This is a genomic window from Rhodococcus marinonascens NBRC 14363, from assembly GCF_001894885.1.
Taxonomy (GTDB): domain Bacteria; phylum Actinomycetota; class Actinomycetes; order Mycobacteriales; family Mycobacteriaceae; genus Rhodococcus_F; species Rhodococcus_F marinonascens.
On the sequence record NZ_BCXB01000028.1, the window covers coordinates 1 to 23179 of the forward strand.

Annotated in this window: 18 protein-coding genes and 2 pseudogenes; 10 read left to right on the forward strand and 10 right to left on the reverse strand. The window is 62.6% G+C overall.

What is annotated here, in order from left to right:
• Window positions 1-2812: amino acid adenylation domain-containing protein (locus tag RM2_RS18010; protein WP_139277824.1), on the reverse strand; the 2812-nt coding region annotated here is incomplete at its 3' end.
• A gap of 519 nt (window positions 2813-3331) precedes the next feature.
• Window positions 3332-3817 (reverse strand): transglycosylase family protein, encoded by a 486-nt coding sequence (locus RM2_RS18015; RefSeq protein ID WP_072690920.1) that lies wholly within the window; start codon window positions 3815-3817, stop codon window positions 3332-3334.
• A gap of 770 nt (window positions 3818-4587) precedes the next feature.
• On the opposite strand from RM2_RS18015, the gene RM2_RS18020 reads away from it, so the two are divergent.
• Window positions 4588-7806 (forward strand): acetyl-CoA carboxylase family protein, encoded by a 3219-nt coding sequence (locus tag RM2_RS18020; RefSeq protein WP_072690921.1) that lies wholly within the window; start codon window positions 4588-4590, stop codon window positions 7804-7806.
• Between the two features lie 8 nt (window positions 7807-7814).
• Here RM2_RS18020 and RM2_RS18025 read toward each other — a convergent pair whose 3' ends face one another.
• Window positions 7815-8798, reverse strand: a complete 984-nt coding sequence (locus tag RM2_RS18025) for an MDR family oxidoreductase (RefSeq protein ID WP_072690922.1) — start codon at window positions 8796-8798, stop codon at window positions 7815-7817.
• A 516-nt stretch (window positions 8799-9314) separates the two neighbouring features.
• Between RM2_RS18025 and RM2_RS18030 the strand changes: the two genes are divergently transcribed.
• Window positions 9315-9920: an RICIN domain-containing protein gene (locus RM2_RS18030; RefSeq protein WP_072690923.1), complete on the forward strand. Its 606-nt coding sequence runs from the start codon at window positions 9315-9317 to the stop codon at window positions 9918-9920.
• A gap of 126 nt (window positions 9921-10046) precedes the next feature.
• On the opposite strand, the pseudogene RM2_RS25990 reads toward RM2_RS18030, so the two are convergent.
• Window positions 10047-10320, reverse strand: a pseudogene (locus RM2_RS25990) (hypothetical protein); the annotation flags it as partial.
• A gap of 247 nt (window positions 10321-10567) precedes the next feature.
• Between RM2_RS25990 and RM2_RS18035 the strand changes: the two are divergent.
• From RM2_RS18035 to RM2_RS18060, 6 genes are all read left to right on the forward strand, one after another.
• Window positions 10568-11650, forward strand: a complete 1083-nt coding sequence (locus tag RM2_RS18035; protein WP_072690924.1) for a nitric oxide synthase oxygenase — start codon at window positions 10568-10570, stop codon at window positions 11648-11650.
• A 105-nt stretch (window positions 11651-11755) separates the two neighbouring features.
• Window positions 11756-12244 carry a thiamine pyrophosphate-binding protein gene (locus RM2_RS25350; protein WP_245814033.1) on the forward strand — a complete coding sequence of 163 codons (489 nt, stop codon included), beginning with the start codon at window positions 11756-11758 and terminating at the stop codon, window positions 12242-12244.
• Window positions 12245-13366, forward strand: a complete 1122-nt coding sequence (locus RM2_RS18040; RefSeq protein WP_245814034.1) for a thiamine pyrophosphate-dependent enzyme — start codon at window positions 12245-12247, stop codon at window positions 13364-13366.
• A 191-nt stretch (window positions 13367-13557) separates the two neighbouring features.
• On the forward strand, window positions 13558-14391 hold the full coding sequence (locus RM2_RS18045; protein WP_072690925.1) for an oxidoreductase: 834 nt from the start codon (window positions 13558-13560) through the stop codon (window positions 14389-14391).
• A gap of 942 nt (window positions 14392-15333) precedes the next feature.
• Window positions 15334-16794, forward strand: a complete 1461-nt coding sequence (locus RM2_RS23550; protein WP_084721867.1) for an RICIN domain-containing protein — start codon at window positions 15334-15336, stop codon at window positions 16792-16794.
• Between the two features lie 276 nt (window positions 16795-17070).
• Window positions 17071-17904, forward strand: a complete 834-nt coding sequence (locus tag RM2_RS18060; protein WP_072690928.1) for an oxidoreductase — start codon at window positions 17071-17073, stop codon at window positions 17902-17904.
• Window positions 17905-17956: 52 nt separating this feature from the next.
• On the opposite strand, the gene RM2_RS18065 is transcribed toward RM2_RS18060, so the two are convergent.
• The 5 genes and pseudogenes from RM2_RS18065 to RM2_RS18085 all read right to left on the reverse strand — a co-directional run bounded on the left by RM2_RS18065 (window position 17957) and on the right by RM2_RS18085 (window position 21899).
• Window positions 17957-19396 carry an MFS transporter gene (locus tag RM2_RS18065; RefSeq protein ID WP_139277827.1) on the reverse strand — a complete coding sequence of 480 codons (1440 nt, stop codon included), beginning with the start codon at window positions 19394-19396 and terminating at the stop codon, window positions 17957-17959.
• A 5-nt stretch (window positions 19397-19401) separates the two neighbouring features.
• Entirely contained in the window at window positions 19402-19857 is a 456-nt protein-coding gene (locus tag RM2_RS18070) for a MarR family winged helix-turn-helix transcriptional regulator (protein ID WP_072690930.1), read from the reverse strand.
• A 281-nt stretch (window positions 19858-20138) separates the two neighbouring features.
• Window positions 20139-20693: pseudogene (locus RM2_RS18075) on the reverse strand (MFS transporter); the annotation flags it as partial.
• 38 nt (window positions 20694-20731) lie between these two features.
• Window positions 20732-21424, reverse strand: coding sequence for a formylglycine-generating enzyme family protein (locus RM2_RS18080; protein WP_245814035.1), 693 nt, complete (start codon window positions 21422-21424; stop codon window positions 20732-20734).
• Between the two features lie 94 nt (window positions 21425-21518).
• Window positions 21519-21899, reverse strand: a complete 381-nt coding sequence (locus tag RM2_RS18085; protein ID WP_072690931.1) for a DUF4180 domain-containing protein — start codon at window positions 21897-21899, stop codon at window positions 21519-21521.
• 133 nt (window positions 21900-22032) lie between these two features.
• Here RM2_RS18085 and RM2_RS18090 point away from each other — a divergent pair, with 133 nt between their 5' ends.
• A complete protein-coding gene (locus RM2_RS18090) occupies window positions 22033-22254 on the forward strand; it encodes a transposase (protein WP_072690932.1) in 222 nt (73 codons plus the stop codon).
• 28 nt (window positions 22255-22282) lie between these two features.
• Here RM2_RS18090 and RM2_RS24615 read toward each other — a convergent pair whose 3' ends face one another.
• Complete coding sequence (locus RM2_RS24615; RefSeq protein WP_169846759.1) at window positions 22283-22423, reverse strand: hypothetical protein; 141 nt, start codon at window positions 22421-22423, stop codon at window positions 22283-22285.
• 215 nt (window positions 22424-22638) lie between these two features.
• On the opposite strand from RM2_RS24615, the gene RM2_RS18095 reads away from it, so the two are divergent.
• On the forward strand, window positions 22639-23142 hold the full coding sequence (locus RM2_RS18095; protein ID WP_139277825.1) for a hypothetical protein: 504 nt from the start codon (window positions 22639-22641) through the stop codon (window positions 23140-23142).
• Window positions 23143-23179: the final 37 nt, after the last annotated feature.

A 23179-nucleotide genomic window follows, 5' to 3' on the forward strand; every position in this document is an offset into this window, starting at 1 on the left:
CCACGATGGCCTGGGAATCGAACTCATGGCCGGTGTCGAGGCGCACGTACGAGACCAGAGTCGTGGTGCCGCCCGTGGTCTGATGCACGACCGTCGCCGCGAAGTCGACTCCGTCCTGAGTGACCAACGCCGCATCGATCTCGCCGAGTTCGATGCGGAAGCCCCGGATCTTCACCTGAGAGTCGGACCGGCCGATGAACTCGAGAGCATAGTCTTCTCCCGTGTCCGACTGAACCCAGCGCACCTCGTCGCCACTACGGTAGAGACGTTGCCCTGATTCCCCGAAGGGGTTGGCCACGAACCGCTCCGCGGTCAATCCGCGGCGGTCGTGATATCCGCGCGCCAGACCGGGCCCGGCCAGGTAGAGTTCGCCCACAACCCCCACCGGGACCGGCCTGAGCCGGCGGTCGAGTACCACGGCGCTCACACCCTGGAGGGGCCGGCCGATAGTGATCGGGCTACCCGGTGCCAGCGGCTCGCCGGCGGTCACGGTGATCGTCGCTTCGGTGGGCCCGTAGGCGTTGGTGAGACGGCAGGCTCCACCGAAGCGCTCGACGAGGTCCGGGGTGCACACGTCCCCGCCCACCATCACGGCCTCGAGGTGCTCGAGCGTCCGCGGGTCGACGGTATTCAACACCGTGGGGGCCGAAATCATGTGGGTCACCATCTCGTCTCGCAGAAGGTCGATCAGTTCGCTCCCGCCGTGCACTTCCGGTGGGGCAACAACCATGGTGGCACCCGCGCTGAACGCCTGGAGCATCTCGAAGACTGAGACGTCGAAACCTGCCGATGAGAAGCGCAGCACCCGGGACTGCGCGGTGACCCCGAGCTCCGGTCGGGCCGCGGCTGCAAAGTTCGCCAGCGCCACGTGGGTAACCGAGACGCCCTTGGGGACACCAGTCGAACCCGACGTGTAGATCATGTACGCCGTGTTGTACGGTCGCAGCACCGAAGTACGGTCCTCATCGGCGATCGGCGCGTCCGCCAGGCCTGCACACCGCCTTATCGTCTCGTCGGCGTCGAGGACTATCCAACGTGTGGTGTCCGGAAGATCCACGACCAACCCGCCCAGGGTGATACCCACAAACGCACCCGAATCGGTGAGCATGTGCACGATCCGGTCGGTCGGCAGGTCCGGGTCGATCGGCACGAACGCGGCGCCCGTCTTGGCCACCGCCCAGAACGCGACCAGAGACTCCGACGATCGCGGCAAACTCAACGCGACGCGCGTTTCCGGACCGGCACCCGCTTCGATGAGCAACCGCGCCAACCGGTTGGACCGGGCGTCGAGATCCCGGTAGGTGATCTCCGTGCCCGACGCGCGGATCGCAATACCGTCCGGGGCCGCGGCCACCCCGTCCGCCAGCAGGTCGGGCAGCAGGCGCACCGGTTCACGCGCCGGCCCGTGTGCCGGGACCAGGTGCGCGACCTCGTCCTCGTACAGGATCTCGAGGTCGACGATCCGGCGATCGGCCGCAGAGTCCGCGAAAGCGGCGAGGAATTCGAGGAACCGCGTGTGATGCCCGCGCAACTGCTCCTCGGTATACAGGTTCGGGTTGGCCTCGAAGTCGATCTGCGCCACCTGGCCGGCGACGCTGGGGTAGAGATTGACGGCCAGATCCTCGACCGGACCGGTGGTCAGCACGTTGAGTCGGCCGACCGCGGTACCGAGTCGAATTTCGTCGTGAAACAGCATGATGTTGATCGACGGACCGAAGAGGCCGCGATGACCGCCACCCATCCCGGCGTCCCGTCGAATGTCCTCGTGCCGGTACCGCTGGTGGCGCAGCGCACCAGTCAACTCGAGTTGTGCGCACCGCATCAGGTCGGCGACGGTCGTCTCGTCCCCTACCGGCAAGCGGATCGGCACCACATTCGAGACCATGCCACCGGAGTTGCGCAGCCTCGCCGTGGTGCGGGCCGAGACCGGCAAACTCAGCACGACATCGTCCTCACCCGTCAGTCGGGACAAGAACGCGGCCACAGCGGCCACCGCCACGGTAGCGAACAACGCACCCGGTTGCCGGACCAGTAGCCGCTGCACTGCGGCGTCGGTGGCAGGGGGCAGTGGTGTGCTGATCACCCGAGAGGGCAAGCTCGGGGACGCGGCACGCCCGGCGAGGCTGATCGGGTGCGGGAAGTCGCGGCTGCGCTCGGACCAGTGTTGCCGGTCCTTCTCGAACCTACTGGACGTGCGGTAGCGAGCCTCGTCCTCCACGATTTCACGGAGTGAGCTGGCCTGGAACCTCGCGGGATCGCGCGCCTCCACCCCAGCCGTGTACAACTCGGCGACCCGGTTCATGAACGTCATCGCTCCGAAGCCGTCGAGCGCGATGTGATGGATTCGCGAATACCAGAGGTAGTGGTTGTCGGCCAGGCGCAGCATCGCCGAGCGGATCAGCCGATCGCCCAGCAGGTCGATCGGGGTGCTGTACTCGGCCCGCATCCACGCGTGGGCGGCCGCGCGTGGATCTCGTTCGGACCGGAAGTCGCGATGAATCAACTCGAACCCGAGCGACTCGTCGATCACCTGGAACGGCTCACCGTCCCGCTCGACGATCCGCAGTATTCCGGTGCCGAGTTCGCGTGATCCAATGAGCCCGACCCCCGCCAGCAGGTCTACGTCGAGATCGAGATCGGTGAACTCGACGTACTGGGCAATCACGATCGGCATGTCATCGAGGAGGGGCTGAGCGAACCAGATACCGCGCTGAGCAGCGGAAAGAGGGAACAGGGCGGAAGGTGCCGGAAAGTTGGCGGGTGGCGACACGAAACGTGCCGAACTGATATCAAGATCGTTCAACGATGACACCCTTTGTTCACCAACTCTTCCATGCGCCTTTACCGGGAATGGGGGAGTGGATTACCCGCTGCACCACGAACCGCCCGATCGGCTCGTAGCGAAAATTCACCCTGCCGAGTATTTACTTGCAACGCGAGACCGTCACTGGGACCGGTTGCGGCCGAATTGAACCCATCGGTCTCGTTTTAGTATACGCAACTACCAGCGGGCACTACTGGGTCCGAGCAGCCACCCTCCGGCATTGGGATCGGCGAAAAGGTCCGTCCGAGGTGCCTGAGTCCGGCGAATCAAAACATCGATGAATACGGCTGTCTGTTACGGATCTGTTGCCGCCTACGCTGAAATTGTTATCCGGCGAATGGGCGAAATATTCGGAATCAGACTCAGCCGGTCCCAGTAAGCCAATAGGGCAAGATCGCCGGATCGGAGACGGGCACTGGCGACGAACGCGCGAAACTGCGGCGCTCGAGGTCGAATATCGACCTGGTCGCATCTGCTCTATCAGCAGTCAGAGCGCTTCGACCACCGTCAGGATCCGGTCACCATCTGCGCGACCATCTGATCCAACCCGTACCGCTCAGCTAGCTCACGGGCTATTTCCAGGGCTGCCTGGGCGGCCGCCATCACCGCGGCAGGATCGTCGAAGAAAGTGACGCCACCCATGTTCAGATACTTGCCACAGACGGGCCACGCGCCGGGGCCCTGGGTTTTGAGGACCCTCTCTGCAATACGGATCTGCTCGGCTCTGCTGGCCTCTGACGGCAGTCCTCTTCCTCCATGCTCTGCCCAGGTCACCGGTGAGAACTGCAGGCCGCCGAAGTAGCCGTTTCCCGTGTCGATAGACCAGTCACCGCTGCTCTCACACTGCGCGACGGCGTCCCAGTTGTGCGACCAGGACCCCGAGGACGATGAGGCTGACGCGGTTCCCGTACTCAGGCCCAACGGGACAGCAACAACAACGCCGATCATCGCGATCCAGCCGAGTCCGCGCTTCTCGATATTTCGAGTGGTCATCCTGGGTCAATCCTCTCCGCGCCGCAGACATATCAGGCTTGCCGACAACGATGTTCCGTTACCCTCCCGAACATCCCTTTCCGTGCCGCGTCAGTGCGCCTCAAAAGGTTTTGATTCAAACCCGCACAGGCAGATCGGATCTGCAGTGGCGGGCCCCGGTCTTCGCCCTCCCCGATCTACGGCGGAAAGGAGCGACCGTACGTGACCTCCTCCCGAGATACACGTGACAGAAAAATGGAGTACGAACAGTCCGACTATTGAGATATGCGGGCCAAATATTCAAGGTTCGGAGAATTCGATGCGATTTCGACATAATGCCGTGACAAAGACGTTATATCTCCAATATTTGTGAATTATCAAGCGAATCAAGCATTTCCAACGAGCAACTCACTATCGATCAGAACGCAGGAAGCGACAAGGAGTAGCCGAGCGGACCGACCCACTTCAGCTGAAATTGTTCACTATCAACAGCATTGATGCATCAAAGCCTCCAATCGATTCGATCTCCTTCTGCTTGTGACAATTGCGGATCCGGCCATGGAGCACCCGCTATCACGGACGTATTACCGAGGACGAATTCCCGCAGGGAGTCGATACCTATCCAGGACCGGCCAGTTGCCAAATTTCGATATTGACGTCAACATCAACATCGATTCATACTTGGTCGTGACCACAAGGTGCCCATCATCGATGGTTCTCGACGCATCACCCATGACAGCCACGGGGGAGGTCCGCGGGGCCGACCTATTCGCTCTTGCAGAGGAGTACAGGTGAGACTACTTGTCGCCAATCGTGGCGAGATCGCGCTCCGCATCATCCGCTCCGCCGCCGAGATGTCGGTAGACACGATCGCTCTCTATGCGGAGGACGACGCAGACAGCCCCCACGTCCGGGCCGCCACCGAAGCGGTCGCGCTGACCGGTTCTGGACCGTCCGCATACTTGGACCCCCGCGCGATCCTCGACGCAGCAGACGAGTTCGGTGCCACCACGATTCATCCCGGCTACGGATTCCTCAGCGAAAATGCCGATTTTGCGCGCTCCTGCGCTGCCGCCGGAATCGCGTTCGTGGGACCGAGTCCCGAAGTGCTAGATATCTTCGGAGACAAGTCCTCGGCACGCGAGGCCGCTATAGCCGCGAAGATGCCTGTGCTCGATGCCACGGACGGTCCCACCGATGTCGACGGCGTCCGCTCATTCTTCGCAAGCCATCCGCACGGAATCATGATCAAGGCGCTTGCGGGCGGAGGAGGCCGCGGAATTCGCGCCGTTCACTTCGCGGACCGGATCGAGGAGGCGTATCGGCTGTGCGCCTCCGAGGCGCTGCTCGGATTCGGGAATCCAACCCTGTTCGCAGAGGCACTGATGCCGGCGGCCAGACACATCGAGGTACAAGTAGTGGCGGCGCCGCAGTCTGGAAGCACCCGTGCGCTCGCGGTGGGTGACCGCGACTGCAGCGTGCAACGCCGCCACCAGAAGCTTGTCGAGATCGCACCTGCCCAAGGACTCGACACCCAATTGCGGACCGACCTGCACGAGGCGGCAACTCGGCTCTGTGCCAGTGTGGGCTATCTGGGACTCGCCACCGTCGAGTTCCTGGTATCCCCGGACGGCTTCGTCTTCCTCGAGGTCAACCCGCGAATCCAGGTGGAGCACACGGTCACCGAGGAGGTGACCGGAATCGACCTCGTCGTCGCCCAGATCGACATCTCCCGCGGAGCGAACCTTGACGACCTCTCTCTGCCCGAGGGGATCAGTGCCGTCGGATTGAACGTTACAGGCAGATCGGCTACTGCTCGAGGTATCGCTATCCAGGCACGGGTCAACATGGAGACCATGCGTCCCGACGGTCAGGCTGTCCCGGTCACGGGCACCCTGTCGACGTTCTCGGCTCCCACTGGTCCGGGCATCCGAGTGGACACGTACGGTCGACCGGGGCTTGCGCCCAGCCCGCGATATGACTCGCTCCTCGCCAAGGTCGTCGTTCATTCTCGTGGGCAATCATTTTCGGCTGCGGCACGGAAGACCGTGTCGGCGCTGGCCGAGTTCGTGATCGAGGGCGTACCCACCAACATCGGTTTCCTCCAGGCAATTCTGGCGGACCCAGATTTCTTCAACGGCAGCGTAGACACCGACTTCCTCACCGAGCGGATGAGCATGTTCGTCGATGTGGGGCACTCGCACAACCCGGCGCTGGCATCGCCGGACACACGCGAATTGCGAGCGGGTGAGGAGGTACTGCGGGCCCACATGTCAGGGACCGTCGTAGAGTCGGCCGGCGAAGGAGCCGATGTGGAGTCGGGCGGTCACCTCGTGGTACTCGAAGCGATGAAGATGCAGCACGTGATCAGTGCGCCTGCGGGTGTGGTGATCGAGCGGAACCTGGTATCACCCGGAGGGACCGTGAACGCCGGTGATCCGCTGATCGTGATCCGTCGTACCGGTTCCGAAGCCGACGGCATTGCGTTCAGCGCCACTGATCTCGAACGAGAACGCGAGGATCTCGCCGAGATCCGGCACCGACACGAGGTCACCCTCGACACTGCGCGGCCAGCCGCGATGGCGAAGCGCGAGAAGATCGGCAGGCGCAGTGCACGCACAAACATCGCCGATCTGGTGGATCCCGGAAGTTTCGTCGAGTACGGGCCTCTCGTCCTGGCTGCCCAGCGCAGTCGCCGGTCCGAGCAGGACCTGATCGAGAACACCCCCGCCGACGGATTGATCGCCGGACTGGCCACCATCAACGGGGACGTGTTCGACCCGAGCGTGACTCAGGCGGCGGTTATGTCGTATGACTACACGGTGCTCGCGGGGACCCAGGGGATGCGAAATCACGCGAAGACCGATCGGGTGATCCAAATAGCCGCGCGCAAGCAGATTCCGGTCGTGCTGTTTGCCGAGGGTGGTGGTGGACGTCCGGGCGACACGGACGCAGGTGCGGCAGCCGGACTCGACCTCGACACTTTCCGGTCGATGGCGTCGCTGAACGGGAAGGTGCCGTTGGTGTCGATCGTCTCGGGACGCTGTTTCGCCGGTAACGCAGCACTGGCCGGTGTGTGCGATGTCCTGATCGCCACCCCTGAGACCAACATCGGCATTGGTGGCCCGGCGATGGTCGAGGGCGGCGGGCTCGGCGTGTATCGGCCGGAGGAAATTGGCCCGGTCGAGGTGCAGCGACGCAACGGGGTGATCGATTTGCTCGCGCGCGACGAGGCACATGCGGTCGCTCTGGCGAAGAAGTACCTGTCGTACTTCCAGGGCCCGACCTCCGACTGGACCGCCCCGGACGAAAGGCTGTCCCGCCACGTCATCCCGGAGAACCGTTTGCGCGCCTACGATGTTCGCAGCGCAGTGGACTCCATCGCCGATGTGGACTCTGTTCTCGAACTGCGTCGCGACCACGGCGTCGGTATCGTGACCGCTCTGATTCGAGTGGAGGGACGGCCGTACGGCCTGGTCGCGAACAGCAGCCAACACCTCGGCGGGGCGATCGACGCGGTCGCGGCCGACAAGATGGCGCACTTCCTGGAGTTGTGCGAATCGTTCGGTCTTCCCGTCGTCTCACTGTGCGACACACCTGGATTCATGGTCGGCCCTGATTCCGAGAAGGAAGCGACCGTCCGCCGCTTCGGCAAGCTGTTCGTCGCGGGCGCACGGATGACCGTGCCGTACGGGACCATAATATTGCGGAAGGGCTACGGCCTCGGCGCAATGGCGATGGCGGGCGGTTCTTTCCATGCGTCCGAGTTCACGATCGCATGGCCGACGGGTGAGATCGGGGCGATGGGCCTGGAGGGTGCCGTACGGCTCGGGTTCCGGAAGGAGCTCGAGGCGATCGACGACCCGGCCGAACGGCACACGGCGTTCACCCAGCTCGTCGATTCGGCCTACCAGCACGGGAAGGCGCTGAACGCGGCGACAATCTTCGAACTCGACGACGTGATCGACCCGGCCGATTCGCGCGCCTGGATCAGTCGGCTCCGCCCGTGAGTGTGTTACTACACCGCGACGACCGCTCGGCCCGAGTAGCTTCCGGCGCGCACCTGATCGATCACCGACACAACGTCGGCGATTGGTACTTCGTGAGTGATCGAGTCGAGTCGAGCGGGCGCAAGGTCCGAAGCGAGGCGGCCCCACAACCGACGGCGCTGGTCGATCGGATACAACACCGAGTCGATCCCGAGCAGGCTGACACCGCGCAGGATGAAAGGCAGCACTGTGGTGTCCAAACCCGACCCGCCAGTCAGTCCGCTCGCCGCAACCGACCCGCCGTACTCGATGGTGCTGAGCACGTGTGCAAGTGTCGCGCCGCCGACGCAATCCACCGCGCCGGCCCACTGCGCCTTGCCGAGCGGACGCGGTTTCGTGCCGGGTTCCGGCAGACGGCCGATCACCTTGCTCGCACCCAACTGGGTGAGCAGTTCCGCCTTCTCAGGCTTCCCGCTCGACGCCACCACCTCGAAGCCTGCCGTCGCCAGCAGATCGACGGCGACCGTGCCCACACCGCCGCTCGCGCCGGTGACAAGCACCGGGCCGTTGCCCGGCATGATTCCTCGAGCAAGGAGCGCCTCCACACTCATCGCGGCCGTGAAACCAGCCGTTCCGATCGCGGCCGCCGTGCGAGTCGACATGCTGTCGAGGCGGACCACCCAGTCCGCTGGTACGCGAGCGTACTGCGAGTACCCACCGTGACGGGCGGTCCCGATGTCGTAGCCGTGAGCGAGAACCTTGTCACCGACGGAGAACTCCGGGGACTGCGATTGAACGACGGTGCCCGCGAGATCGATGCCGGGTACCAGCGGGTACTGGCGCACCACGCCGCCCTTCGGTGTCAGTGCCAGGGCATCCTTGAAGTTCACGCTGGAGTACTCGACCTGGATCGTCACCTCGCCCGCAGGCAGGAACGACTCGTCGACGCTCTCTTTGGAGAGTCCGATGCTCCCCTCGTTCTCGCGGGCGATCCAGGCGGTGAATTCCTTCATCAGCGGGCCTCCTGACCTCGAGAGTGCACCTCTCACCATAGTGCGCCAGCCCTACCGGGTCACCGATGCCGAGGCCGCCACGCCAACCTCTACGAGACCTGGGCCAGCCTCCGGTGTAGTCCGGGCATCCACCATTCGGGGGAATCCACATTGGACCATCCGGGGGAAACTGGACAACGTCCGTTGCTTACTCACGGCAACTACCTATAACGTCTGTCGAGACGGTGGATGCCAAGAGCAAGACGTTTGGGAACATCCCGACATCATCGGGCATTTGCAGTGGCGGGAGATTGACCCTACCCATCCCGAACACCACCTGTCGTATGGCTCGCGAGTCCTCATGTTCATGGTTGCTGTATCAACTGCACGAAACCACCACACTCATGGGGGCTCACCCTCTCCCAACTCGTGAGGGTTCCCCCTCTTATGGCACCAGCTGAGTTCACGCATTTCCTCAGAACCGTGAACCAGATTGTGCCGTAAACAATCCACGCTCGGAACCAAGGAACACCAACTATGAATCGCAGTCACCGCTGGTCCACCATCGCCGCAGCCGCCGCACTCGCCGCCGGAACACTCCTGATGCCCAGCAACATCGCGTTCGCCGACGAGGACTCACCGGGCGGAATGCCGCTGACAGGTGCTATTCCTGGGCCCGTTTCCCCCCTCTACGGATTGAATGGCCGGGTCGCCGACATTCTCGATCACGGAACCGCTAGCGGCACTCCTGTGCAAATGTGGGACCTCACAGGGGCAGAGAACCAGCAATGGACACTATTTCCAGTGCCTCGACCCCCCGGCCAGCTCAGCCAACAACTCTACAACGAGATCAGCCAAAAATGCTTGGCCGCAACAGAACAGCCCAATCCGGGTGATCCTTACCCCAACGGAACACCGGTAGAGCTACAAGATTGCGCGAGTGCTGGGTCAGCCGACTCGTGGGTGCTGGATGACGCGGTTACCGACGGCAGCCCGGGAGGCGGCGCGCTTGCCAACTTTCCGAGCGAGAGATGCCTGGATGTGATCGACAACGTATCTGCCAACGGCGTCCGGCTGCAGCTCTGGGACTGCACCGGCGGCTTCAACCAGAAATGGAATTTCCCTCCAACGTCCACCTCCTGATCGACGTGAACTGGCTCAGAACGACACCATGACGTCGCTATCGGACACGGCGGCTTGAAAACAGAGAACCCCTGGTTGGACTGCGGCTTTGTAAAGGCCCACACCCCAACCAAGGGTTGCCGATCGGGTCGAGGCTGCCACCTCGGACGCCGCTGACAACAAATCGACGGCGACTGCCGACACCGCCGCTCGCGCCAGTGACGAGCATCGGAGCCTTGCCGGGCTCGATTCCCCGAGCCGACAACGCCGAGTCCGCTGGGATGTGAGCGAACTGCGCGTACCCACTATGGCGGTCAGTGCCCTCGACCTGGATCGTCGCCTCGCCCGCCGGCAAGAACGACTCGTCGACGCTCTCTCGACAGAGTTCGATGCCATCCCTGTTCTCACGGGCGATCCACATCGAATTGTGCGGTGGAGATCGGAGCGATCGCCAGCGATTTGTCCTGAAGGGCTACCAACACCGGATCGCCGGTCCCGATGCGAATCCATACCTAGGCTCAGCAATGACCTTCTGGCATACTTGCCCTGGACGAGATCAACAATCGTCGGAGGTCTTGATGGGCAGCACGAATACGCTTCCGTCCTCGTCTGGCGCTGAGGCACCAAAAAGTGGACTCGCCTGTGCCAGAGCGAGATACAAAGCTCAGATGGAGGAGTGTTCGGACTTCTTCCATCAGCCGGAACTCGACCACCTGCCCGATTCACGGCTCGAGAACTCGTTACAGTCTCTCGCCGCGACCGGGCGATATGAGCAGACCTTCGAGGAACTCGAGGTCGGGGCCCGGCTGGCTTGGCGCAATCACGCACGTTGCGTGGGCCGCAAGCACTGGCGCATGCTCAAACTCCTCGATGCCCGCCACGCCACCACCGCGGACGAGATCGCGGAAGCATGCTGGGAGCATTTGCGGGTGGCAACCAACGGCGGTGCACTGCGTTCTGTCATCACCGTCGGCCCGTTACCTCTCGCCGACGGTCGCGAGTACAAGATCATCAGCCCCCAGCTGATCCGGTACGCGGGCTACCGCAACTCGGACGGGACGGTGACCGGTGACCCTGCGCAGGTGGACATTACCGAGTCCGTCACCAGGATGGGATGGCGCGGCGCAGGGACGCCATTCGACGTGCTACCGCTGCTGATCAGCACGCCCGACGAGCCGCTGCGCTGGTACGACGTTCCCGTAGAACTGGTCCTCGAGGTCGAGATCACACATCCCGACTACCCTTGGCTCGCCGATCTCGGTCTCAGATGGCACGCCGTCCCAGCCGTGTCGAACATGAGCTTGTCGGTCGGCGGGCTGAGTTACCCGCTCGCCCCGTTCAGCGGGTGGTACGTCAGCACCGAGGTCGGAGCCCGCAACCTCAGCGACGAGAATCGGTACGACATGCTGCCCACTATTGCCCAGCAACTGGGCCTGGACATGAGATCGGAGCGCACCCTGTGGCGCGACCGTGCACTGGTCGAACTCAACCGTGCCGTGATCCACAGTTACCGGTGTGCGGGCGTCGTCATGGTCGATCACCACAGCGTCGCCAGACAGTTCATCAGCCATGTAGAACATGAGGAAGCACTCGGACGGAAGTGCCCCACAGACTGGTCGTGGATCAACCCTCCGATATCGGCGGCACTCACCCCCACGTTCCACCGATACTACGACCCACCCGACATGGACATTCGCCCCAACTTCGTCGCGCTCGCGAAAAGTTCAGGGTGCCCGATCACCGGCCAGTGAACCGACTGGGCGTCGACGCCTATCCACCGATGCGTGGAGCGAGGGCATACATTGGGTCAATAAGGTGGATCTCACTACCGCGGTTCAGGTGAGGCTGCGCGAGGCATGCGGAGAACCGGAGAACACCAGATGGCCGACGTAAGCACCGCGACCTACGACCTACTGCGGGCGCGCGGCCTGACGACGATCTTCGGAAACCCCGGATCCAACGAGCTCCCGTTCCTCGCCGGCATGCCCGACGACTTCCGCTATATCCTGGGACTTCACGAGGGCGCTGTCCTCGCGATGGCCGACGGCTACGCCCAGGCCCGCGGCAGCGCGGCCTTCGTCAATCTGCACGCCGCCGCGGGCACCGGCAACGCGATGGGCTCGCTCACCAACGCGGTGTATTCGCACAGCCCACTTGTGATCACCGCCGGCCAGCAGGTTCGCTCGACCATCGGCCAAGAGGTGATGCTCGCCAACGTGGACGCGCAGTCGCTGACGAAACCACTGGTCAAATGGTCGTGCGAACCTGCGTGCGCGCAGGACGTGCCGCGGTCGATCAGCCAGGCAATCCACATCGCGAACCTGCCCGCGAAGGGTCCGGTGTAAGTGTCGGTTCCGTACGACGACTGGGCGCAGGAAGCGCCGGCCGCGACCAAGCACCTCCTCGCCCGCACCACCGCCACTGCCAGTTGCCTCGGCGAAGACCAACTCGCCTCCCTCGTCGCCGCCCTCGACAGTGCCGAGAACCCAGTCCTCATACTCGGACCCGAAGTCGATGCCGAGTCGGCCAACGACGACGCAGTACGGCTCGCGGACGCACTGAACGCGCCGGTGTGGATCGCGCCGTCGCCATCCCGATGCCCGTTCCCCACCCGGCATCGCAGCTTCCGCGGCGTGCTGCCCGCAGCTGTGCAGGGCATCACCGACTCCCTCGACGGGCACGACCTGATCCTCGTCGCAGGCGCCCCCGTGTTCCGGTACCACCAATTCGTCCCTGGCGAATACCTGCCCGACGGCGCCCGGCTCATCCACCTCACCAGCGATCCCGGCGAGGCCGCCCGCGCCCCCATGGGCGAAGCGCTGGTAGGCGGTGTCCGCGACACCCTGTCGCGACTCGCGGGCGGCGTGACCCCCAATCGCTGTCCGCCCCTGGCTGCGCTCCCCGACTTCCCCGCGGCCCGAACGTCATCGGAGCGGGTGCACCCCGAGGAACTGTTCGAGCTGCTACGCGGAGCTGCGCCGGACGCCGCCGTGTACGTCAAGGAATCGACGTCTACCACCGGAGCGTTCTGGTCGCAGGCGGACCTCGCCCACCAGGGCAGCTACTTCTTCCCCGCCGCGGGCGGGCTCGGATTCGGGCTACCCGCCGCCGTCGGAGCGCAACTGGCACATCCGGACCGTCAGGTGATCGGTCTGATCGGGGACGGTTCTGCCAACTACGGCATCACCGCCTTGTGGACCGCAGCGCAGTACGATATTCCGGTGATCATTGTGATCCTGAAGAACGAAACCTATGGCGCGCTGCGCTGGTTCTCGAAGGTACTCGACGTCGGCGAGACCCCCGGCATGGACGTCCCCGGGATCGACTTCACTTCCATTGCAACGGGTTACGGAGTGGCGTCGACCGCGGTACGTACTGGACACGGCTTCGTTCATGCCTTCAATAACGCACTCGCAAGCGGAAGGCCAGCCCTGATCGAGGTCGAGACCCAACTCACGGAACCCTGATCAGCAACGCGTTGCGAAAGACACCGCCGGGGAGGGTCTGCCCGTACCCGGCTCAACAGTACGTTCTGTATGCATCGTCACAACGCGCCTAATGTTGTTGGGGACGTCTTGTAAGGGGTCGTGTGAGGATCCCCCGGACTGGCTGCGGGGTGTCGCCCCGAACCGACGGATCAAAGCGAAGGAACAAAAATATGGCCACATGGTTCATCACAGGCTGCTCAACCGGACTCGGCCGCGCCCTCGCCGAGGCGGTACTCGCTCGAGGGCACAATGCAGTGGTCACCGCACGGGACACCACGACGCTGGCGGAACTCCTCGAGGCGTACCCTGACACCGCGCTCGCACTTCCTCTCGACGTCACCGCCCCCGCTCAGGTGACCCCGGCTGTGCAGCAAGCGCAAGCCCACTTCGGCGGCATCGATGTGCTCGTGAACAACGCCGGATACGGCTACCGCGCCGCCGTCGAAGAGGGCGAGGACGCCGAGATCCAACGATTGTTCGCAACCAACCTCTTCGGCGCAATCGGGACAATCCAGGCGGTGCTGCCCGGCATGCGCGCCCGGCATTCCGGCGCGATAGTGAACATCTCCTCGATCGGCGCGCGGATCACACCCGTAGGATCCGGGTACTACTCTGCTACGAAGGCCGCGCTCGAGGGGCTGTCGGGATCCCTGCGGAGGGAAGTTCAGCCACTCGGTATTTCGGTGACGGTCGTCGAGCCCGGCGCGTTCCGCACCGACTTCGCGGGCCGCTCACTGAGCCAATCGGCCGAGGCAATCGCGGACTACTCCGAAACAGCGGGAAAGCGACGCAAAGAGAACGACACCGCCCACGGCACACAGCCAGGAGACCCCGCGAAGGCAGCGCAAGCGATCATCACCGCGGTGGAGGCCTCCGAAACACCGTTTCTTCTGTTGCTCGGCAAGGACGCCCTCGACAGGTACTTCGAGGTCGACGAGGCACAACATGCTGAGGTCGAAAAGTGGCGGGAGCTCACCGTCGGCACAGACTACGGATCCCAGTAAGAGTGGATCTCATGCCGGTGAAGTGACTTGTGGTGCAGCACATGACGAGTGGCAAACGAAATTGCCTCTGCGGTTTGGTTCCGGATGAGTGATGGGAGATCGGCGAGTCGTTGATCCGCGACTCGCCGCACCCTCACCGGGCCAAGCGCGTGGGCGGTGGTATCCCGGTCGGCATGACGCTGTGGAAGCGCCCATGACCAGTACTGCAAACGGCGTACCTGGCACTGCGCCCCCGATACGTCTTCTTCTCGTGCGGCTACATCTGGGTTGTCGACGAGACCCAACCCGTAGCGGCGCTTCTCGATCCGGCTACCGAACAGATCGCTCGGATTGTCGACCGGACACCGCTTCCGACCGGACCGGCGGCTCGATATCCTCTGGCGATCGTCTCCGACACGGACGGTCTGTGGATCTGGCATCATCGTGACGGCCCGCTCGCAAAACTCGGACCCGACGGCATCCACCACACCGGATTGCCGGAATACCCGACACCGACCACACAGCAGGTCTCGTGCGGGGGACGGCCACCTCAACTTCCGCGAGACCTGGGACAACCATCGGTGTAGCACCGGCATCCACCATTCGGGGGACACCCACAAAGTCATCGGGGGAAATTCCAGCGAGTTCATTGCTTATCAACGGTAACTACCCATATGGTGAAAAACCATGGTGGATGCCACGAGCGAGACGTTTGGGAACATCCTGAAATCAGAGGGCGTGTGCGGTAGCAAGAGAGTGATCCCCAGCCATTTCCGAACACCACCTACGGCATGACCCGCGAGTTTTTGTGTTCGTGGTTGCATCTCAGCAACCACGAATCATACCAAACTTATTGGGGTTCAACCTCTTACGGCACCACTTGAGTTTCAGACACAACCCCCAAGGAACATAAACCGAGCTGTGCTGTGAACAATCCGGGTGCAGAACTAAGGAACATCAACTATGAATCGCAATCACCGCTGGTGCACCAGCACAGCAGCCGTCACACTCACAGCCGGAACGCTCCTGATGCCCAGTAACGTCGCGTTCGCGGACGACCCGTCGGGCGCCGATCTGACAACTACGCACGTGGACTTCAACGTCAAGTGCTGGTCATCACATGGCGATTATCAGCCCTTCAACGACGGTGCGGCGAAGCCTCCGACGCCCACTAATCAGGCAGCGGGGAGCAACCCGACAAACAAATGGGGGGTCACGGTTGCGGCGCCGAAGTCGGTAATTCCGGGTGACGTATTCACTTACCGTATACAACCCGATCTTGTGCACAATTCAATTGTTGACCCAGCCGGGATCAAAAATCCTCGTCTTTCTTGGATTCGGATGAAGTACGACATCGATATCCCTCCGGGAGCAGAGCTGGTAAGTGCGGAATCGGTCGATACGGATCCTCCGCCCGCTGTAGACGACCGTGGAGCTACAGCGGCAAAGCTTGTCGGTTCACCGGAAGTGACCAGAATAGGTTCCGATGGCAACGAGGATCCCCTGGGCAGCATTCTGAGGTTGTCGATGGGAAACTACACCGAAGGCACGAAAAAATCTCCCACAGGAAACGGCCCCAATAGTCTATTCGCCGATTTTAACCACTCCACGACTGAGGAACTGGGGCTGCAAACACCCAAGGATTCATTCATTTGGTTTCCCGCAATTGATGTGACCATGAAGGCCCCGGATCAAGGATCCATCCAACCAACCCTCCGTATCAATGACACGGAGTCTACGGGTTACGGTCGACCGGAAAATTTCTTCACATACCAGACTGATGAGGGATCACAAGACGGATCAGGTTCTAAATCGAATCACAGCGTACGCTGCGCCCCCCTACTCAGCACCGATCCTGTCGTGATTATTGACCAAACAATTGGGCCCGATCTCCAGGCCCCCTCCCTGGACGCAGGCAGCTTACCGCTGACGACTATTCAAGTTCTGCCTGATTCACCAATTTTCGGTTTGGATGGCCGAGCCATCGACATCGTCGACAATGGAACTGCTGACGGCACTCCTGTGCAGATGTGGGACTATTCACCTGGGGCGCAGAACCAGCAGTGGGACACTTCGACGGGTGAATTCATCAACCCACGCACTCAAAAATGCTTGTACGCGCCCGGACAGCCAAACGGCACCGATTTCCCCGATTACCCCAATGGAACACCAGTACAGATCATCGACTGCGCAAATGTCGGGTTTTCCAGCTGGGACCTGCGCGACTGGGATAGCGTTTCCGAGGTCACCGGCGGCGGTGTCACCGACGGCAGCCGGGACGGCCTCGCGATATTCCACTCAGGCAGCCAGAAGTGCCTGGATGTGACTGATGGCGTATCTGCCAACGGTGCCCGGCTTCAGCTCTGGGACTGCACCGGCGAACCTAATCAGCAGTGGAACGTCCTTCCAGAGACCACCTCCTGATCGACTGTGAATTGGTCCGGAAAGACACCAAGGCGTTGCTGGTTCAAGGCGTGACAGCTTGAATAGAGAACCCCCGATTGGTGTGTGGCCTTGCATAGCCCGCACCCCAGTCGGGGGTTGTTCTCGACCTGCATCAGTTCCTGACCGACCAACTTGCCGACGCCAGCCCAGCCCTGCTGGGGAGTCCGCCGGCTCGACAACACTTTCTGTGCACACACCACAACGTGCCTACTGTTGGTGGGGACCCGACAGATCAAAGCGGAGGAACGAATAGACATGGCGACATGGTTCATCACAGGCTGCTCGACCGGACTCGGCCGCGCCCTCGCCGAGGCAGTACTCGCTCGTGGACACAATGCAGTGGTCACCGCCCGCGACACCGCGAAACTGGCGGAACTGTCCGAGGCATATCCGGACACCGCGCTCGCGCTTCCTCTCGACGTCACCGACCCCGATCAGGTAGTTGAGGCTGCGCAGCAAGCACAAAGCCGCTTCGACGGTATCGATGTGCTCGTGAACAACGCCGGATACGGCTACTGCGCCGCCGTCGAGGAAGGCGAGGCTGCGGACATCCAGCGGCTGTTCGCGACCAACTTCTTCGGCGCAGTCGGAACAATCGAAGCCTTGTTGCCCAACATGCGTGTCCGACGTACTGGTGCAATCGTGAACATCTCTTCGATAGGCGCACGATTCTCGCCGGTCGGCTTCGGGTACTACTCCGCCACGAAAGCCGCACTCGAAGGGATGTCGGGATCCCTGCGAAAGGAGCTCCAGCCACTCGGTATTTCGGTGACGGTCGTCGAGCCCGGTTCATTCCGCACCGACTTCTCGGACCGCTCACTGGTCCAACCAGCCAAAGCCATTGCAGACTACTCCGAAACAGCGGGAAAGCGGCGCAAGGAAATCGACTCCACCCACGGCACGCAGCCCGGAGATCCCGCGAAGGCGGCACAAGCGATTATCGCCGCGGTCGAGGACCCCAACCCGCCATTCATGCTGTTGCTCGGCAAAGACGCCCTCGGCCGGTACTTCGAGGTCGAGGAAGCGCAACGTGCCGATGTCGAAAAATGGCGTGAGCTCACCATCGGCACTGACTTCGACGCCCCGTAGGAGCGGGTCCCACTGAAACAGAGCCTTCGAGAGATGGTCGCCCACGTCAGTCCTACGCAGACAAGCCCGGCCTTTCCTCAAATGGGCGGGTGCGCGCCCGCCGCCGATCGCCCATGTTGCGCGAGGTCAGGACACCGACCAAGAGAATTGTTCCCGCTACGGCGATGAACCAGCCCGTGCGGTGCAAACCGGCGTCACCGATGACGTCACCGGAGGTGGTCGCCAGCACAACGGCCGCGAGGTTCGCTCCGATGTATTGCGCGGTTCGGTACATTCCGATCGCGGTGCCCACTTCCTCGACGGACGTGACCGAGCTGACCAGATTCTGGTTGCCGATATTGTTGAATCCATTGGGAATTCCCAATACTCCGGCAACCAGCAGGAGCACCAGGATCGGGGCGGTGCTGCTCTCCACTAAGGCCAGCAGCACACCTCCCACCAGAAGCGCGCACGTCCCGACGGTGAGTGTTCTGCGCGCCCCGTGACGTACGTAGGTTCTTGACGCGAGTATTGTGGTGCCGACACCGACGGCGGCGACGGGCAGCATCGTCAGGCCTGCCTGCGTCGCACTCATCCCCCGGGAATACTGCAACCACTGCGGAATACCGAAATAGACGCAGTAGAACGCCGTGTAGGTGAGCAGCGTCCGTGCGAGTGTCGCACTGAGCGCACGGTTTCGGGCGAGTGCACGAACATCGATGAACGGTTCGTCTGCCCGCCGCTCCCATTGGACGAACGCGGCGAACGCCAGTGCCCAGACGGGGAGGAGCCACCAGACCGGGCCGGTGGTGAGCGACAGCAGGAACAGCATCGTCGACGAGATCAGTACGAGAAGCAGCAGTCCTCCCACCACGTCGAGCGAATGCAGCAACTGCCGACGGCTCACGGGCGTCCCACCGATCAGGCCGGCGCCCGCGAATCGCGTGACGACCACAGCGGCGAACGCGGCGATCGGGAGGTTGACCCACATGATCGAATGCCAGCCGAATGCTCCCACCAGCAGACCACCGAGCGCCGGGCCAAGGGCCACGACTGCCTGGCTGCAGATGTTGAGGGTCGTGATCGCGGTTCTAGGCTGCGCCCCATGCCGCTCCGCGTAGTCGCGAATCATCGTCATTGCATTGGGATACTGCGTGGCGGTTCCGATTCCGACCAGAACGCGGGAGAAGATCAGCCAGCCAACGGTGGGCGCCAGGATGCCGGCGATCGAACCGACCGTTACCAGGGCGAGCCCACCGAGATAGACCCGTCGAGCGCCGAGTAGAGCGCCCAGCCTGCCCGCCATCGGGGCCGTGACGGCTGTCGCTATGTAGAGCCCCGAGATCACCCAGGGTATCCCGGACGAGGAGCCGAATTGCGCGGCAATACCGACGATCGCCACAGCGATCATCGACGAGTTCAACGGCTGCAGAATACTTCCGGTAGCGACCGAACCGCTGATCCGGAAGGGGACGGGCCGACCCTGCTGCGCGTTGTTGGCACCCGTGACCATGGCGCTCACGGGGTCATCAGTGACTCGCGTTGCGGTGCAGGGTCAGGGATTTCGGCGAGGCGCCGCAGTAGCCGTCCGGCGATGAAGAGCAGGTCGCGCTCGGCGTCGGTGCATTCGGAGGCGATCGCCGCCGAGAGCCATTCGCTGCGCCGGGACCGGTCGCCGACCAGGGTCTGCGACCCGAGCGCGGTGATCGCGATGATGCTCGCACGTGCATCGTGCGGGTCCGCCGTGCGCGAAACCATTGCCGCGTCTTCGAGTATCGAGAGGGTCCGGGCGATCGACTGAGGGGCCACCTGCTCCAACCCGGCCAAGGCGCGGGCACTCATCGGCCCTTCGCGGTCGAGATGGGAGAGTGCCTGCAACTGCGAGGGCGTGAGCTGGTGACCCGCCCTCTGAGCCCGGATACGCCTCAAGAACAGAACGACGTCTTCGCGGAGTTGATTGACTTTCTCGTCCATTGTTCATCCTCTCACCTTCGGCTTTTTCATTAGCCAGTCTAGCTGTCTTCTTACCGCGCATCAAGTACCAATTAGTTCGATATTTCCCGATCAACGGGCAATCATTCATCAGTGTTGCTGCCTATCCAGCCACTCGCCCAACTCCGATCGGAGCTCATGCACCGGGCCCTTCCTGTCTTGCGCAGCGATACTGTGCCTGCCAGATTGCGCAGCCGTTCGCAGCCCGCGCCAGTCCTACACAGACCTCGACGTCTCCCGAAACGGGTGGCCGTCCATGCTGGCGAGGTCAGGACGCCTGCCAGGAGAATGGTTCCTACTACGGCGATGAACCACCCCGTGCGGTGCAGGCCGTCGTCACCGATGACGGGACCGGAAGTGGTCGCCAGGACGACGGCGGCGAGATTCGCTCCGATGTACTGCTCGGTGCGGTACGTCCCGATCGCGGTGCCCACTTCCCGACGGATGTCACCGAATTGACCAGATTCTGATTGCCGATATTGTTGAACCCACTGGGAATTCCCAGTACTACCGCCACCAGGAGATGCACATCAATCGGGGCCGTACTGCTCTCCACCGAGGCCATTAGCAGGCCACCCACGAGAATTGCGCAGGTCCCGACGGGGAGCGTTCTACGCACCCCGTGACGTGCGTACGTTCGTTACGCGAGAAACGTGGATCCGAAACCCACTCCAGCAATGGGAAGCATCGTCAGACCCGTCTACGTGGCACTCATCCCACGCGAGTACTGCAAACCACTGCGGAACACCGAAGAAGACGCAGTAGAACACCGCGTAAGCAAACAGCACCCGGGCGAGTGTCGCACTGAGCGCACGGTTTTCCCTGGGAGTGTGCGCTTTCACCGACCGCGGTGCGATCATCCCGATTGCGCGACCCGGAAACCTAGATCGTCGATGCGGAAAGTCGGGTGGCTCTTTCGCCTGCAGGAAGCCCTGCATGCCCGGGGTGAGTCATAGGCACCTCCGCCGCGAAAGACACGATACGGCCCATAGACTGCCGGGTCGTAGACGTCCCAGCACCACTCCCACACGTTGCCGATCATGTCGTGAAATCCCCAGGAATTAGGCAGCCGCGTGGCAGCGTCGTGCACTTCGCCACCCGAATTACCTCGATACCATGCGATTTCGTCCAGATCTCCATGGCGGACGTCGGCACTGCCCGCGCGGCAGGCGTACTCCCATTCAGCCTCGGACGGAAGGCGGTAGCCGTCGGCCCCCCAATCGCAAACCGCCTCCTCTGCATCCGGCTCATCGACGTCCGAGTAGCAGGGTTCGAGCCCCACCGACCGCGAGAGCAGATTGCAGAATCGCACGGCCTCGATCCAGGAGACCTCGGCCACCGGTTTACGTTGCACCTCTGGGGTTTCCGGTATCTGGCCCAGTACGACCGTGTAGAGCTCTCGGGTGACGGGGTGCGGCGCCAATCGGAAGTCCGCCACTTCAACGTTCCAGTCCGTCGTCGTACCCTCGTCTCGCAGCACGACCTCGCCAGCGGACACACAGATCAACGGGGCGGCGGATACCAGACCCAACGCTCGTCCGACGCTCACGACGGCTCTCCCCCTCTGTTCGAGTGGATCCGGGCTACAGTGGACCTTCGGCTCATTCAGATGTTCGCCGCCGGCACCGAGACCGGATCCCGGATCACGACGTCTGCGCGGACTTGGCCTTCAGACGTGCGTCGAGGGCTTCGATGTCAGGCAGGAACCAGACATGATCTGCCGTATTGGATTCATGAACCAGAGCGCGCAGTGCGGCACTGGCCTCCAAGTGGCGGGAGATATCGCCGACGACGGCCAGCCGCAGCCGATAGTTGACGAACTTCTGCATGATTTCCCCGGCGAAACCGGTGCTGAGCGAGAAGAATCGCTCGTCCAGGCGGTACGCAGGTACGGCCACAACCTCGGCGCCGAGGAATACCGCGCCGATGAGGTCCAGCGCATCCTGCACGGTGACCACTTTGGGCCCTGCCGGATCGCACATCAGCACCTGCACCCCGTACCGCTCTTGCAGTAGATCCTGCAACTGTCGATCTCCAATTCGAATGAGCGTGATCCCTTACTTTCCGGGTCGAGCGTAGTGCACGAAATCAACTCCCCAAAGAACTTTGCGTTTCACGAGTAGGTAGTGGACGAGCACGTTGCCGAATGGGTTGACAGTGTGGTTCAAGCTGGCGCCGCTGGTGTTCAAGCTGGCGCCGCTGAAACAGGCACCACACCGAACCCCGCTGACACTGCGCCCGGCGAAGTACTCAGATGAGCAGATCGAAGAAGCCCTCGCGCTCGTCGCGGCCGGGGTTCCGCTGCGCGAAATCGGTCGGCGGATGGGATGCGCCGGCAATACGGTGCGCGCGTGGGTGGCGCAGGCGCAAGCGGTGTAGCACACGACCCGGACGAGAAGCCCCCGCCCTATCTCAGGGTGGGGGCGTCGTCGTCGCGGTCACGGAGCATCAACAATTCCCAGCGCACGAAGTCGATGGCCTCCAGCAGTTTCGGGGCGTCTGGGTCGCCGCCTTCATCACGGATCGCGGCGGATTCATCGGGGTCCATATCTGGTGTGACGCAGCGGCCCGCGCGTCGGTTCCCCTTAGCTTGGGTGTGGCATATCCACCCCAAGGTAATTCGATGTTGAATTCTCTTCAGAGCAGGCCCCAATAGAAACTGACGGGGCGGATCTGTTGTGGCCCAAGGCCGATACCAGCCGGGGCATATGTCCACCGTCTGCGCATGCCTGTGTGCAGTCACATGGAGTGAAGGATGAATCCTTGAAGAAATCAGTTCGCGCCGCAGCCGCCGCCGTTCTCGCAGTTCCACTCCTCGCCGCCGCGTTCGCTGCGCCGGCCACCGCAGTGGAGCCGGGCAACGTCATCGTCACGATCGGACCGCACCCGGAGCAGGTCGTTGTCAATTTTGACAACACTTCCACCAACAATGTGAAGTGCGAGTTTGAGGCGACAAACACCCGGGCCCCCTTTGACGTGGTCGGGGCGGAAAACGTTGCTGTCAACGCGGGTGAGTCGAAGACCATCGAGACAGACGCCCACGATGGCCTCTTCCTCGGCACCTGGGAGTGCACCGACGGTAACGCAGCAATCTACGATGGCGAACTCTCGATCCAGGTCGGGCCTGTCGATGGTAATCCCGATGCTGGCGATTACGACACCCCACAAACGATGTCGCTAGGCTCTGACCTCGTACTCAGTAGCTTAGGTAGCATGGCGGACTTCTTCGAAGTCTTGATCAATCTCCAGCGCATCTTCGGTAGCTGATTAAGCCTGAATGCATCGCTTTGAGTGATGCCGAGTT